This is a genomic window from Herbaspirillum sp. GW821-FHT09A12, from assembly GCF_059418325.1.
This window is the reverse complement of sequence record NZ_JBWKPR010000004.1, coordinates 51,958-66,189: the sequence shown is the minus strand read 5'-3', so window position 1 is coordinate 66,189 and position 14,232 is coordinate 51,958. Positions and strand designations below refer to the sequence as shown.

Genomic DNA, 14,232 nt, shown 5'->3' with positions numbered 1-14,232 from the left:
CTTATTGGATGTGTTCGAATACCCCGGCGCTGCGGTTCTTCGCCACCTTGTCCCAGGCGAAGACCTGGCCGTTCATGGCGACATAGACGCCGGGCGGCAGCACCTGCGCCACGCCGCAGGCGAAGCCGAAGTTGAAGAGGGCGTCGGAGTTGGCGATTTCGTAGGGGATCATGGCGCCGGTCAGCACGATGGCCTTGTCCAGTTGCGCCTGGCCCAGCGCCTGGGCGGTCAGTTGCATGGTGTCGGTGCCGTGCACGATGACGATGGCGCGCTGGGGCGCGTTCTGGCAACTGGCGAGGACGCGCTGGCGATCCGCGTCCTGCATTTCCAGCGAATCCAGCAGCGGCAATTCTTCCAGCGCCACGTCGGCGGTGATGCGCGCGCGGGCAATGACCTGCGGCAGGTGGCTGGCGCCGAAATCGAGCTGCCCCGCGATCTCGTCGTAATGCTTGTCGAAGGTGCCGCCGGTGGCGATGATGCGTAGACTCATGGTTGTCCTGTTGAAGAGGAACTCAAAAAAAAGCGCCGCCCGTTATCTTACACGGACGGCGCTTCGCTCTCCCCCTCCCGAGACTTGTCGCAGCTTATGCTGCCATGAGTTCCCTTGCCCCCGGCATGGCCTGCACGGAGGCATCCGCTTCCTGCGCCGACGGCGGCAGCGGGATGGTGCCGTCGATCACGTAGGCGAACAGCCGTTCGACCTCGATGGCCTGGATCAGCAGCTTGCCGCCGTTGGCCTTGATCACCTGCGATATCAGCATGGAGTCGCCCTGCATGGCCAGCGGGGTATGGGTGATTTGCGTCGGGCTGAACTGCGGCACGGCATGCAGCTCATCGACCAGCAGGCCGATGGTGTGCTTGCCGTGGCGTACGATCATCACCTGGCTGCTGCTGGTTACCGCCGAGCGTGTGCCGCGGATCAGGTGGCCGAGGTCGAATACCCAGATGAATTCCTTGTGCTGGTCGTCGTGGTTCAGGCCGAGCACGCCAACCTGCTCGGCGCGGTTGCCCATCGAGGTCGGCAGTACGGACGAGAACGGCACGGCTTCCATCACGTTGGCCGCCGAGATGGCGAACAGGCTGTTGTCGGAAAAGAAGGTGGCGTATTCCAGGTCGTCCGACGATGTCACGCCGCTCTCCAGCAGGAATTGGCTGGACGCGCCTTGCAGGCTGCCCTGGTTGGTCGCGCCGAAGCACTGGAACACCACCGAGATCACGTCTTCCTGGTAGCCGTCGCTGACCTTGAATTCGCGATAGCCGTTGGAGGCGCTGCAAGCGACGATGGCGTATTGGCCGTCGTGCGAAGTCACGCCGGAGCTGCACGCGCCATTGGCGACCTGCAGCAGGGCGATGTCGATGTCGAGCGTGCTGCCCACCGGCCGGCGCTCGTCGGTGCTGGAGAGGATGCGTCCGCTGCGGTTGACGTAGAACGCGCTCATTTTTTCCTTGCCGGCCAGCCCCGCGCGCAGCATGTTGTGGAATTCCGGCGCGGAGTCGAACACGATGCCGATGCCGCCCACCACGTCGCCGTCATTGTCCAGCGCCCGCACGGCCGCATGGTAGATATAAGTGTCCCGCCCTTGGTACAGGACGCTGGGGCCGAAGGCGCTGACATGGTAGTGCTGCTGGCTGCGCAGCGAGGTTACCTGCGCCAGCGTGGCTTCATCGATGCTGCTGCCGACCACGTTATCGAGATCGTCGCCGGTGCTGGCGACGATGCGGCCGTCGCGGTCATAGATGAACAGGCGGGTGTAGACCGTGTACAGCCCGTTGATGTAGGCGAGGATCTCGGTCAGCTTGGCCGTAGTGGCTTCGTCAATCGCCGGCTGCGCCAGTGCCGCGCGCAGCTCCGGCGTGAGCGCCCACCAGCGGCAGTCGTCCGAGCGTTCGTAGAGGTTGCGGTCGAGCAGGTCGACCAGCAGGCTGGTGGTGAACTCGGCATCGCGCATGCTGGACGACAGCACGGTCTGGTACAGGTCGTGGATCGATTGCGCGAACAGCTCGTTGCTGCGGTTGCCGGTTTCGCTGATCTGGTCGAGGATGGTCTTGAGCTTGAGCATTTCGCCGCGCTGGCCGGCGGTCATCACCTGGCCGTTCCAGACGATGCGCTGGATGGTCTTGGCCGCGGTCATGATGTCGTACAGCGGCGGGCAGAACGAATGCGCGTGCGACAGCAGTCCCTCCGCCAGCTCCGGCGACAGGCGCGAGAGCACGTCGCCGGCGATGCCGGAAAAGGCGACTTCGACCGGGATCATCACCTGCCCCTGCCAGCCTACCGGGCCCGGATAGCCCTGGTAGCCTTCGGAGGCGAAGGTGCGCACCAGGTATTCGCGGCCGCAAAACATCATCAGGCGCGCCTGCCCGGTGGCGTTGACCGGCACTTCGGTGCCGGGCGGGATCCATAAGGCATCGGCGCTTGCAATCACGCGGTTGTCGCCGTCCAGCAGCAGCATGTTGGCGCGCGCTTCCGGATCGCGGTGCGCGCAGAAGATGCCGGCCATCTCTTCTTCAAAATGGAAGCACAGGCACAGCACGCCGATCACTGCACCAGTTTGGGGATGGTGCATGCGGCGCGAATAGATCAATGCACGATCCTTGGACGGCCGCAGGTCGGTCGCGCGGAAGGTCTCGACGTAGGTTTCGGATTCCAGCGTCTGCCTGATCAACGGATCGGCCGTGTGTTCCAGCGGCGTGGCCGGGTCGATCTGCACCAGTACGTTGCCGTCGGTGTCGGTCAGGATGATTTCATCGTAGACCGTGTACTTGTTGCGGTACTCGCGCAGGCGATAGCGCGCGGCTTCGACCGAATCGCTGATGCCGGCGACGAAGTTGCACAGCTCGCGGTCGGTGGCCAGGAAGCCGACGTCGGCGGTGCGCTCGAACAGGTTGCGCACCACGATGTCGATCACGTATTGCGCCTTGGTGCCGATTTCAGCCAGCACGTTGCGCACTTTTTCTTCCACCAGGCTGCTCACCAGTTCGCGTTCCAGCCGGGAAAATCCCGAGCGGGTGGCGGCCATGGTGGGGAGGATGGTCTTGGCTTCGGTAGGGCAGTTCATCTTGGCCGAGGCTTCGATGACGCGCCACATCAGGTTCAGTTCCTGGAGCGACTGTTCGCATTTGGCGACGTCGCGCATGTAAGGCAAAAACGTTTCGGTCTGTATGGTCGTGGCATTTGGCATTGTTATCGACTCCCTCTGGTAGCGCCGTAAGACCAACGAACCGCGATGTTGGATCTTCCGACATCTGTTGTTTGTTTTTTGTGTTTTGCTCAGGAGGAACTGCAAATTGCGTGCCAATGCGCTTGCGATATGGCCGGTGGCGGCCCGGCGGATCCGGCCTGCCCGTTGGAAATTATTTATATTGTTCTCGCGGCGTATTGCCCTGCGGCATGTGTGCGGGCCGGGGCGGTCGCCGCACGCGCCGGGCACTGCGGATTGCGACGGTTATCGCATGATAAAAGACTGGAATTTGCCGCATGGGCGACAGGTCCTGCGTATGGATTTTCTTCTGATGCTATGTGGAAACATGCGGGGGGCCGCGCCCGGCGCACCGCGATGGCAACAACGGCGCCGCACGTCACCTCAATGAGGCGCTCGATGCAGTGGGGAAACTTCATCAGGCAATGGGCTTTATAATGAAACGGATATGAAACCACTGGCGCCCGGCACCGTCATCTTTCATCGCCATCGCGGCTATGGCGTGATCGTCTCCGTCAATTTGCTGACGGGGTGGATTTCCGCGCGCTTTGGCAGCGAAGTGCGTACGCTCGATCTCAACCTGTCGTCCGATGAAGTCCAACATGCGGACGGCGCCCCGATCCTGTTTCGCCGCTCCCCGCCGGATCGCATGCCGCATGCGCGGCTGATGGCGATGGTGCGCGAGTTGCACCGCAGCGGTTATCAGCGGCTCTATCTCTACAGTTGGCCCAAGCCTTCCGGGCTGCATTGGCGCTGGCACTTGTTTACCGGACCGCGACAATGGATAGAGCGGCCTTGGCGCGAAGGTTGGTATGGCTCAGGGGCCGACTACAACTTCAACCCGGTGCTGGGGTGGGGCGATACGCCCAGTGCCACGCCGGAAGAGTTGGCGCGCCTGCTGGCGCAGTTCGACCCGCAAGGTCTGGCGCAAGCGCTGGGTGAGGACGAAGAACACAGCAAGTGGTTCGAAATGGTATGCGCCACGCTGCTGCCCGATTATGCGTTCAGCCTGGGCTGGCATGACAACGGCAGCATGCCGGAATACTTGCCGGTCATCCCGATACGCCGCAACGTGCCTGAATATGCCGGGCCGCCCTTGCCATGGCCGCCCGGCTGGCGGCATATGTGGCGGGCATCGGGCAAGTCGCCGCCGTTGCGGTACGCCCCGCCCGTGCGCGCCACTTATCGGATTACTCCAGAACCTCAGGATTGAGTACATTTTTCGGCGTGCCCGCGGCATAGTCCAGGATGTTCTGGAAGGCCGCGCGGAAGTACAGCTCGTAGCCATCCTTTTCCACGTAGCCCAGGTGCGGCGCCGCCACCACGTTATCCATCTTCAGCAATGGCGAGTCCACCGGCAGTGGTTCCTGTTCATAGACATCGAGTGCGGCCAGGCCGGGGCGGCCCTGGTTCAACGCGGCTTCCAGCGCGTCTGCCTCGACCAGCTCGGCACGGCTGGTGTTGACGAAGCAGGCGGTCGGTTTCATCAGCGCCAGGTCGGCCGCGGTGACGATGCCGCGGGTGGCCTCGTTCAGGCGCAGGTGCAGCGACAGCACATCGGCCTGGCTGAAAAACTCTTCCTTGCCGGCGGCGGCGCCGTAACCATCCTTGGCGGCCTGTTCGCGGCTGGCGTCGCGCCCCCAGATCACCACCTTCATGCCGAAAGCGCGGCCGTAACCGGCCACCATGCGGCCGATCTTGCCGTAGCCCCAGATGCCCAGCGTGCGGCCCTTCAATGCGCTGCCGACCGTATTGTGGTGGGGCGTGGCCGATACCTGCTGCCAGGCGCCGGCGCGCAAGGCGCTGCAATATTGCGGCACGCGGCGCATGGCGGCCATGATCAGCGCCCATGTCAGCTCGGCCGGTGCGGTGGGATCGCCCACGCCTTCAACGATGGCGATGCCGCGCTCGGTGGCGGCCGCCACATCGACGTGGCCGCTGACCTTGCCGGTTTGCGAAATCAGTTTCAGCAGCGGCAATTTCTCCAGCAGCATCTTGTTGAGCACGGTGCGTTCACGGATCAGCACCAGGGCATCGAAGGGCGCCAGCCGCGCCGCCAGTTGCCCCGCGCCGCGTGCGCTGTTGTTGAACACCTTGACGTCATGGCCGTCGAGCATGCGGAAGCAATCGAGGTGGCGGACGGTGTCCTGGTAGTCGTCGAGGATGGCAATTTTCATGAGGGTCTCCGTGGCTTTGCCTTTTGAACCGCGCCATCGCAGAAAAGATGAATGAGGCGCACTGGCAACATCATAAAGGGATTGCCGGATTTCGGGAGATCCGCGCAGCCGATGGCGGGGATCCTTGGGCCGGTTCGTCCGCAAGGGGCGTCGCTTTGCGCATATGCACCGTTCATCGATGGCAATGTACCTGCGGCGATGAGCTTTACTCGCATATTTTTCAGCAATGGAGTGCAATGAGCCGGGGGCGCGGCAGTCATGTCGGCATCGCTGGCTTTGGCATTGTGCAGTAGTGGACGGGGGCGGGTGTTTGCGGAATAGCCGGCAGAAATTCCATGACTCCTTAAGTTCTACCCGCGCAAACCTGGGGAGAGGGCTTGGATAAGGATTTTTGTCGATTTTCAAATAAGATATTCTTGATGTGAATGACTGACTCCCCGCAACACCGCTAGAATCCAGTGTTCATGCGGATTTTGAGAAAAATCGTGTTATGCGATTGGGTAATGAAAAAACAGTTTTTTTTGAATTTGTAATTACCCACTACATAACTCGGGTATTTTCCGCTACAAATTTCAGTAAATTCTTTTTTATCGGGGTACAATCGCTGCCACTTTTTCTCACTTTTGATGGTCGAAAAGTGACTGGAGCCCGCACCCAACCACGGCTGCGGGCCTTGCGGCCGAGACCGGCCGCTGTCGACAAGACCGCCGTATCGCTGGCTGGCGTGACCTGCGCCGGATACCCACCCGCCAGTTACAAGCAGACGACGATCCTGCCGTGCCAAGACGAATTCTTTAACTTGTGGCATTGGAGGTAAAACCTATGAACCAACCCCTCATGGCTGGCGTTCCCGCAGTCAACGCACCCGCGTACGTCAAACACCAGAAATTGATCAACTGGGTCGCGGAAATCGCCGCGCTGACCAAGCCGGCTCGCATTTACTGGTGCGATGGCTCGCAGGAAGAATACGACCGCCTGTGCGCCGAGATGGTCGCCGCCGGCACCATGAAGAAGCTGAACCAGGAAAAGCGCCCCAACAGCTACCTGGCTTGCTCCGACCCGTCCGACGTGGCGCGTGTGGAAGACCGCACCTTCATCTGTTCCAAGACCAGGGAAGAAGCCGGCCCGACCAACAACTGGACCGACCCGGCCGACATGCGCCAGACCCTCAACGGCCTGTTCGACGGCTGCATGGCCGGCCGCACGCTGTACGTGGTGCCGTTCTCGATGGGCCCGCTGGGTTCGCCGATCGCCCACATCGGCGTCGAGCTGTCCGATTCGCCCTACGTCGCCGTCAACATGCGCATCATGACCCGCATGGGCCGTGCCGTGTATGACGTGCTGGGCGCCGATGGCGACTTCGTGCCTTGCGTGCACAGCGTCGGCGCGCCGCTGGCCGCCGGCCAGCAGGACGTGGCATGGCCGTGCAACGCCACCAAGTACATCGTGCACTACCCTGAAACCCGCGAAATCTGGTCCTACGGTTCGGGCTACGGCGGCAACGCCCTGCTCGGCAAGAAGTGCTTCGCGCTGCGCATCGCCTCCACCATGGGCCGCGCCCAGGGCTGGCTGGCCGAGCATATGCTGATCCTCGGCGTCGAATCGCCGCAAGGCAAGAAGCACTATGTCGCCGCGGCTTTCCCGTCGGCTTGCGGCAAGACCAACTTCGCCATGCTGATTCCGCCCAAGGCGTTCGGCGGCTGGAAGGTCACCACCATCGGCGACGACATCGCCTGGATCAAGCCGGGCGCCGATGGCCGCCTGTACGCGATCAACCCGGAAGCCGGCTACTTCGGCGTGGCGCCGGGCACCAACGAAAAGAGCAACTACAACTGCATGGCCTCGGTCGCGGCCAATACCATCTTCACCAACGTGGCGCTGACCGATGACGGCGACGTCTGGTGGGAAGGCATGACCAAGGAAGCGCCGGCGCACCTGATCGACTGGCAGGGCCAGGACTGGACTCCGGCAATCGCCAAGGAAACCGGCCGCAAGGCCGCGCACCCGAACGCGCGCTTCACCGTCGCCGCGACCCAGAACCCGGTGATCGACGCCGCCTGGGACGACCCGGCCGGCGTGCCGATCTCGGCCTTCATCTTCGGCGGCCGCCGCTCCACCACGGTGCCGCTGGTGACCGAAGCCCGCAACTGGGTGGAAGGCGTCTACATGGCCGCCACCATGGGCTCGGAAACCACCGCCGCGGCCGTCGGCCAGCAGGGCGTGGTGCGCCGCGACCCGTTCGCGATGCTGCCTTTCGCCGGCTACAACATGAGCGAGTACTTCCAGCACTGGCTGGATATCGGCAAGAAGATCGCCGCCTCGCCGGCCGAGCTGCCCAAGATCTACTGCGTCAACTGGTTCCGCACCGACGAGAACGGCAAGTTCGTGTGGCCGGGCTTCGGCGACAACATGCGCGTGCTGAAGTGGATGCTGGACCGCATCGAAGATCCGCAAGGCGTGAAGACCGGCGCCACCGAGCATTTGTTCGGTTTCACGCCGCGTTTCGGCGACCTGCAATGGGATGGCATCGACTTCACCGCCGAGCAGTTCGCCACCATCACCTCCATCGACAAGGCCGCATGGCGGAAAGAGCTGGAACTGCACGCGGAGCTGTTCGAAAAGCTCAAGTACAAGCTGCCGGGCGAGCTGGAAGGCGTCAAGGGCAAGCTGGAAAAGCAACTGGCTGCCTGAGCCTGTGATGCATCGATGAAGTATGCATCGATGAAGTAAGGAACGCCTGCCGCAGCGATGCGGCAGGCGTTTTCATTTGGGCGGCGGCTTAGCCGGCGACGGCGATGCGGGCCAATGCTGCGCGCATCGGCGCCGGGATGTCTGCCGGGCGGCGGGAGGCGCGATCCACATAGACGTGGATGAAATGCCCCTGGGCCGCCGCGCTGTCCTCGCCCTCCTTGAAAATGCCGATCTCGTAGCGCACGCTGCTACGTCCCATATGCGCTACCCGCACGCCGACGTCCACCTTGTCCGGAAACGCCACCGAGGCGAAGTAATTGCAACGCGTCTCGATCACCAGGCCGATCACCGGGCTGCGTTCGATGTCCAGCACGCCGCTGGCCACCAGGTAATGGTTCACCGCCGTGTCGAACCAGCTGTAATAGACCACGTTGTTGACGTGGCCGTAGACGTCGTTATCCATCCAGCGCGTCTGGATGGCATGGAAGTGGCGATAGTCGGCGCGATGGCCGGGGACGGGTTTGTGTTCGCTCATGGTGCTCATGGTGTGGGGCGGTGGCCGATGGTGCGGTGCGCACAAAATTCGCTTCCTTGCAGTAACATTGCGGCGGGATCCTGATCCTGCGGCGCCGCCAGCCGGCTGTTGAGCGCTGTGCGCGCCGCTTCAATGTTAAGCGATCGCGATCGGAATTTGCCGGGATGGCGGCTTGCAGAAATGCACGGCGCCACCATGTGGTTCAAGCGAGTTGTTTGTTGCTTGCTTGAAATTCCGCTGATAGCATCGTCCTCGACATCGATAGTTAAATCCAATCAAAAATATTGATTAAATAAAATTGATCTATTTCGTTTGGCGTTTTACTATTCTTACCACTGCTTCACTCAACCCCCTAAAAAGGAAATAGATATGTCCCTGATCAACACCACTATCAAACCGTTCAAGGCAACTGCATACCACGATGGCAAGTTCGTCGACATCTCCGAAGCGACCCTGAAGGGCAAATGGTCCGTGTTCGTGTTCTATCCGGCCGACTTCACCTTCGTCTGCCCGACCGAACTGGAAGATCTGGCAAATAACTACGCTGAATTCAAGAAGCTGGGCGTGGAAATCTACGGCATCTCGACCGACACCCACTTTGCCCACAAGGCATGGCACGACACCTCGGAAGCCATCAAGAAGGTGCAATACCCGCTGGTCGGCGACCCGACCGCTACCTTGGCGCGCAACTTCGAAGTGCTGATCGAAGAAGAAGGCCTGGCACTGCGCGGCACTTTCGTGATTAACCCGGAAGGCCAGATCAAGATCCTGGAAATCCACGACAACGGCATCGGCCGCGACGCTTCCGAACTGCTGCGCAAGGTCAAGGCTGCCCAGTACGTCGCTTCGCACCCGGGTGAAGTCTGCCCCGCCAAGTGGGAAGAAGGCGCTGCAACCTTGAAGCCGAGCCTGGATCTGGTTGGCAAAATTTAATTTGAGTTATTGATTGGGTTGCTGCACGGCCCACTCAACGATTCAACGGTAGTAAAAAATCTCGTAGTACACGTCCGGGCCTGCGAAACATCATCGGCAAGCGGCTGAAACCCACAAGGCGGATGCCGTGGCCCGGACGATATGAAATCTCTCAACAGAGGAAGTGAATCATCATGCTTGATGCCAATCTCAAGACCCAATTGAAGGCCTACCTGGAAAAGGTCACCCAGCCGATCGAGATCGTCGCGTCGCTGGATGATGGCGCCAAATCCCGTGAGATGCAGGAACTCCTGCAAGAAATCGCGCAGTTGTCGGACCGCATCAAGCTGGTCGAGCAACGCGACGCCGCGAACGGACGTACCCCGTCGTTCAAACTGAACCGCCCCGGGACCGATATCAGCATCGAATTTGCCGCGATCCCGATGGGCCATGAATTTACCTCGCTGGTGCTGGCCCTGTTGCAGGTCGGCGGCCACCCGATCAAGCTCGACGACAAGGTGATCGAGCAGATCAAGAACCTGGATGGCGATTACAGCTTTGAGACCTACGTCTCGCTGACTTGCCAGAACTGCCCGGAAGTCGTGCAGGCGCTGAACGTGATGTCCATCATCAACCCGCGCATCCGCTCGGTGACCATCGACGGCGCGCTGTTCCAGGGCGAAGTCGAGCAGCGCCAGATCATGGCCGTGCCGACCGTCTACATGAACGGTGAAGTGTTCGGCCAGGGCCGTACCGGCGTCGAGGAAATCCTCGCCAGGCTGGATACCGGCGCCGCCGTCCGCAAGGGCGAGGAGCTGAGCGCCAAGGAACCGTACGACGTGCTGATCGTCGGCGGCGGCCCGGCCGGCGCGGCCGCTGCGATCTACGCGGCGCGCAAGGGTATCCGTACCGGCGTGGTCGCCGAGCGCTTCGGCGGCCAGGTGCTAGATACCTTGGCAATTGAAAACTTTGTCTCCGTCAAGGAAACCGAAGGCCCGCAATTCGCCACCGCGCTGGAGCAGCACGTCAAGGCCTATGACGTCGACATCATGAACGTGCAGCGCGCCGAGCAACTGGTGGCGGGCGACAAGCTGATCGAAGTCAAGCTGGCCAACGGCGGCGTGTTGAAGGGCAAGACCGTGATCCTGTCGACCGGCGCCCGCTGGCGCGAAGTCAACGTGCCGGGCGAGCGCGAATACCGCAACCACGGCGTGGCCTACTGCCCGCACTGCGACGGCCCGCTGTTCAAGGGCAAGCGCGTATCGGTGATCGGCGGCGGCAACTCCGGCGTGGAAGCGGCGATCGACCTGGCCGGCATCGTCAGCCATGTCACGCTGCTGGAATTCGCGGCGGAACTGAAGGCTGACGCGGTGCTGGTGAAGAAACTCAAGAGCCTGTCCAACGTGACCATCATCACCTCGGCGCAGACCACCGAGATCACCGGCGACGGCAAGAAGGTCAACGGCATCGGCTACAAGGAGCGTGAAACCGGCGAGCTCAGGCACATCGAACTGGAAGGCGTGTTCGTCCAGATCGGCCTGGTGCCCAACACCGAATGGCTCAAGGGCACGCTTGCGCTGTCCAAGCATGGCGAGATCGAGATCGACGCCCGTGGCCAGACTTCGCTCCCCGGCGTGTTCGCCGCCGGCGACGTGACCACGGTGCCGTACAAGCAAATCGTGATCGCCGTGGGGGCGGGTGCGACTGCCGCACTGTCCGCCTTCGACCACCTGATCCGCTCGTCGGTGGAAGACGAGGCGCCGGTTGCCAAGGAAGCGATTGCAGCCTGAGCAAGCATTTCTGTATTGAGTTGTAACAACAAAACGCCATCGGGAGACCGATGGCGTTTTGTTTTTGTGCATTCCTATAAATTGGCATAATATGCCATTACTGCGATTAGGCAGGCTATCATCAGGAGGCGCAGATATGCCAACACGCAATGTAGTTCTAAGCGACTACCAGCACGATTTTGTCGAAACGCTGGTGCAGTCCGGCCGTTATCAGAATGCCAGTGAAGTGCTGCGTGAAGGTTTGCGTTTGATCGAAGAGCGTGAACGCATCGAAGCCGCCAAGCTCAAGGCGTTGCAACAGGCAGCCAAGCAGGGCTGGGCGGATATCGCAGCGGGACGATACACCGATCTTGATGACCGGCAGATTGAGGACTTCATCGGACAGTTGGGCGTACGGGCTGCACGCAAGATACAGGCATCGGGTTGATGCGATATCGATTATCCGAGGCGGCGCAATCCGATATTCTCGGCACGCTCGCCTGGTCGCATGAGCAGTTTGGAGAAGCGGCGCGCAAACGATATGAAGCATTGATTATTGCTGCATTGCTCGACATTGCAGAACAGCCTGACCGGCCCGGCAGTATTGAACGCCCGAAACTTGGTGTGGGTGTCAGATCATGGCATCTGCGCCTGAGCCGGGAACGTGCTCGCGCTGGGGGCGACCTTGTGAGGCAGCCGCGCCATTTTCTGATTTATCGATCGGAACCCGGCATGATTGTTGTCGGTCGGATGTTGCATGATGCGATGGAACTAGCGCGTTATTTGAATTCGGAAAGCATTTGGGAATAAAAAAACGCCATCGGATCCCGATGGCGTTTTCGTTTGAAGCAGGTAGCTGATTACTTGAACATCAGGCGCAGCGAATCCCAGGCGCGGCCCAGGAAGCCGGCCGGGCCGACCGATTCCAGCGCGACCACCGGCAATTCAGTCACGGTCTTGTCGTCGATGGTGACCTTCAGGGTGCCGACCTTGGCGTTTTCCGAGATCGGGGCGATCAGCGGGTCGTTGCGGTCCAGGTGGGTCTTGACCTTGTCGGCGGTGCCCTTGGGGATGGTGATGTAGACGTCGTGCTTGAAGCCGACCTTGATCTTGCCTTGCGAACCCTTCCACACGTCAGGCGTGTCGACCGGCTGGCCCTTGGCGTACAGCTTCACGGCGTCGAAGTTCTGGAAGCCCCAGTTCAGCAGCTTCTGGCTTTCCTGCGTGCGCACCTGGTCGGACACGGTGCCGATCACCACCGAGATCAGGCGGCGCTCGCCGTTGGGCACCGGGCGGTGGGCCGAGGTGATCAGCGAATAGCCGGCGCTGGAGGTGTGACCGGTCTTCATGCCGTCGACCGTCGGGTCCAGCCACAGCAGGCGGTTGCGGTTGGGCTGGGTAATGTTGTTGTAAGTGAATTTTTTCACCGAGTAATACTTCTTGTAATACTCGGGGAAGTCGTTGATCAGGTTGCGGCACAGGATGGCCAGGTCGCGCGCGGTGGTGTACGTGTCCGGGCTGGGCAGGCCATGCGGGTTGGAGAAGTGGGTATTGGCCAGGCCCTGGCGCTGCGCTTCGCGGTTCATCAGTTGCACGAAGGCGTCGTCGGTGCCGGACACGGCTTCGGCCACCGCCACTGCCGCATCATTGCCCGAGACCGAAATCAGGCCGTACAGCAGGTTCTCGATCGACACCGGCTTGTTCGGTTCGATGAACATCTTGGAGCTGCTCGGATCGACCTTCCAGGCGTTGACCGAGACGTTGACCTCCTGCGACTCGTTCAGGCGCTTGTCGCGCAGGGCGGCGAAAGCCAGGTAGGCGGTCATCAGCTTGGTCAGCGAGGCCGGTTCGACGCGCATGTCGGCATCGGCGGAGGCGATCACCTGGTTGGCCGAAGCGTCCAGCAACAGCCAGGACTTGGCGGCCACGGTCGGCGGCGGCAGGCTCTGCGCGGAGGCGGACAGGGCGGAAATCGAAAGGACGGTGGCGGCGAGGGCCGCGAGTATTTTTTTCATCGGTGCCAAAGAGAAAATGCCAGCAGAGGGAAACATCGTTGCTGTAGTTTGAAAAGAAGATGGGCGGGTTCGGTTGCTGCCACGCAGTGGAAAACCATTGGCTGGAGTCGCATGACGAACCGCACGCCCGGGATTATAAACGCCGCGCGGCTTGCGTCCCAATTCGAATGGATCGACTCCCCGGAAGATCCCCGCACGGCGGCGTTTTACGCCATCGCCGCCGGCGCTTCCGAAGTTCAGGCCCGTGCTTGTGCCGGACGGCGATGCCAGGTTTCGACCACCACGTTCCTGATATGTTGCAGCTTGCGGTGAAAAAAATGATCCGATCCGGGGATCACCACCACCGGCAGCTCCTGCGGGCGGGCCCAGTCGAGCACGGCCGACAGCGGAATGGTGTCGTCCTGCTCGCCGTGGATCAGGATGGTGTTGGCCGGCGCCGGCGGCATCGGCCATTTGCCGGCGGCGGTGCCTACCAGCACCAGGCGTTCGGCGGCGCCGGCGGGATCGTCCTGCAGCAGGCGCTGTTGCAGTTGCGCCTGCACGAAGGTGCCGAAGGAAAAGCCGCCGAGCGCCAGCGGCAGGTCGGGATATTGGGCGCGCATGTGCTTGAGCAGCAGCGCCATGTCGTCGGTCTCGCCGGCGCCGTGGTCGTGCACGCCCTCGGATTTGCCGACGCCGCGGAAATTCATGCGCACGGCCACATAGCCCAGCGCGAGGAAGGTGCGCGCCAGCGTCTGCGCCACCTTGTTGTCCATGGTGCCGCCGAACAGGGGATGCGGATGGGCCACCAGCGCCAGGCCGGCCGGCGCGGCGAAGGTCTCGGGATCGGGCAGGTCCAGCGCGCATTCGAGCTGGCCGCTGCTGCCTGCGATCATGAAATTCTGGGTATGTGCGTTCATTGCTTGCGTGTGCGGGGTTGCGGTGTGTGGCGCT

The 14,232-nt window shown here is 61.7% G+C and carries 14 protein-coding genes; 6 read left to right on the top strand and 8 right to left on the bottom strand.

Translation table 11 applies throughout. From position 1 onward, the window contains the following. Window position 1: 1 nt before the first annotated feature. Entirely contained in the window at window positions 2–490 is a 489-nt protein-coding gene (locus AC07N6_RS12475) for an asparaginase domain-containing protein (RefSeq protein ID WP_494781658.1), read from the bottom strand. Between the two features lie 94 nt (window positions 491–584). Next, window positions 585–3,182, bottom strand: a complete 2,598-nt coding sequence (locus AC07N6_RS12470; protein ID WP_494781659.1) for a chemotaxis protein CheW — start codon at window positions 3,180–3,182, stop codon at window positions 585–587. A gap of 466 nt (window positions 3,183–3,648) precedes the next feature. On the opposite strand from AC07N6_RS12470, the gene AC07N6_RS12465 reads away from it, so the two are divergent. Then, window positions 3,649–4,413 (top strand): L-asparaginase, encoded by a 765-nt coding sequence (locus AC07N6_RS12465; protein ID WP_494781661.1) that lies wholly within the window; start codon window positions 3,649–3,651, stop codon window positions 4,411–4,413. On the opposite strand, the gene AC07N6_RS12460 is transcribed toward AC07N6_RS12465, so the two are convergent. Together AC07N6_RS12460 and AC07N6_RS12455 are read right to left on the bottom strand one after the other, a co-directional pair. Further along, window positions 4,391–5,377 (bottom strand): D-2-hydroxyacid dehydrogenase family protein, encoded by a 987-nt coding sequence (locus tag AC07N6_RS12460; protein ID WP_494781662.1) that lies wholly within the window; start codon window positions 5,375–5,377, stop codon window positions 4,391–4,393. The genes AC07N6_RS12465 and AC07N6_RS12460 overlap by 23 nt on opposite strands. A 448-nt stretch (window positions 5,378–5,825) precedes the next feature. After that, window positions 5,826–6,185: a hypothetical protein gene (locus AC07N6_RS12455; RefSeq protein ID WP_494781663.1), complete on the bottom strand. Its 360-nt coding sequence runs from the start codon at window positions 6,183–6,185 to the stop codon at window positions 5,826–5,828. Window positions 6,186–6,199: 14 nt separating this feature from the next. Between AC07N6_RS12455 and AC07N6_RS12450 the strand changes: the two genes are divergently transcribed. Beyond that, window positions 6,200–8,068: a phosphoenolpyruvate carboxykinase (GTP) gene (locus AC07N6_RS12450; protein WP_494781664.1), complete on the top strand. Its 1,869-nt coding sequence runs from the start codon at window positions 6,200–6,202 to the stop codon at window positions 8,066–8,068. 88 nt (window positions 8,069–8,156) lie between these two features. Here the strand turns inward: AC07N6_RS12450 and AC07N6_RS12445 are convergent, their stop codons facing one another. Next, window positions 8,157–8,603, bottom strand: coding sequence for an acyl-CoA thioesterase (locus tag AC07N6_RS12445; RefSeq protein ID WP_494781665.1), 447 nt, complete (start codon window positions 8,601–8,603; stop codon window positions 8,157–8,159). Window positions 8,604–8,608: 5 nt separating this feature from the next. Continuing rightward, the gene (locus AC07N6_RS12440) at window positions 8,609–8,878 is read right to left on the bottom strand and encodes a hypothetical protein (protein ID WP_494781666.1); all 270 of its coding nucleotides are present in this window, start codon (window positions 8,876–8,878) and stop codon (window positions 8,609–8,611) included. A 94-nt stretch (window positions 8,879–8,972) separates the two neighbouring features. Here AC07N6_RS12440 and ahpC point away from each other — a divergent pair, with 94 nt between their 5' ends. From ahpC to AC07N6_RS12420, 4 genes are all read left to right on the top strand, one after another. Further along, window positions 8,973–9,536 carry an alkyl hydroperoxide reductase subunit C gene (gene ahpC / locus AC07N6_RS12435; RefSeq protein ID WP_494781667.1) on the top strand — a complete coding sequence of 188 codons (564 nt, stop codon included), beginning with the start codon at window positions 8,973–8,975 and terminating at the stop codon, window positions 9,534–9,536. A gap of 173 nt (window positions 9,537–9,709) precedes the next feature. Then, entirely contained in the window at window positions 9,710–11,305 is a 1,596-nt protein-coding gene (gene ahpF / locus AC07N6_RS12430) for an alkyl hydroperoxide reductase subunit F (protein WP_494781668.1), read from the top strand. 136 nt (window positions 11,306–11,441) lie between these two features. Further along, window positions 11,442–11,732 (top strand): type II toxin-antitoxin system ParD family antitoxin, encoded by a 291-nt coding sequence (locus tag AC07N6_RS12425; protein ID WP_494781669.1) that lies wholly within the window; start codon window positions 11,442–11,444, stop codon window positions 11,730–11,732. Continuing rightward, window positions 11,732–12,094 carry a type II toxin-antitoxin system RelE/ParE family toxin gene (locus tag AC07N6_RS12420; RefSeq protein ID WP_494781670.1) on the top strand — a complete coding sequence of 121 codons (363 nt, stop codon included), beginning with the start codon at window positions 11,732–11,734 and terminating at the stop codon, window positions 12,092–12,094. The genes AC07N6_RS12425 and AC07N6_RS12420 overlap by 1 nt, the downstream gene beginning before the upstream one ends. A gap of 50 nt (window positions 12,095–12,144) precedes the next feature. Here AC07N6_RS12420 and AC07N6_RS12415 read toward each other — a convergent pair whose 3' ends face one another. Next, window positions 12,145–13,299 (bottom strand): D-alanyl-D-alanine carboxypeptidase family protein, encoded by a 1,155-nt coding sequence (locus AC07N6_RS12415; protein ID WP_494781671.1) that lies wholly within the window; start codon window positions 13,297–13,299, stop codon window positions 12,145–12,147. 236 nt (window positions 13,300–13,535) lie between these two features. Beyond that, the gene (locus tag AC07N6_RS12410) at window positions 13,536–14,198 is read right to left on the bottom strand and encodes an alpha/beta hydrolase (RefSeq protein WP_494781672.1); all 663 of its coding nucleotides are present in this window, start codon (window positions 14,196–14,198) and stop codon (window positions 13,536–13,538) included. Between the last annotated feature and the right edge of the window lie 34 nt (window positions 14,199–14,232).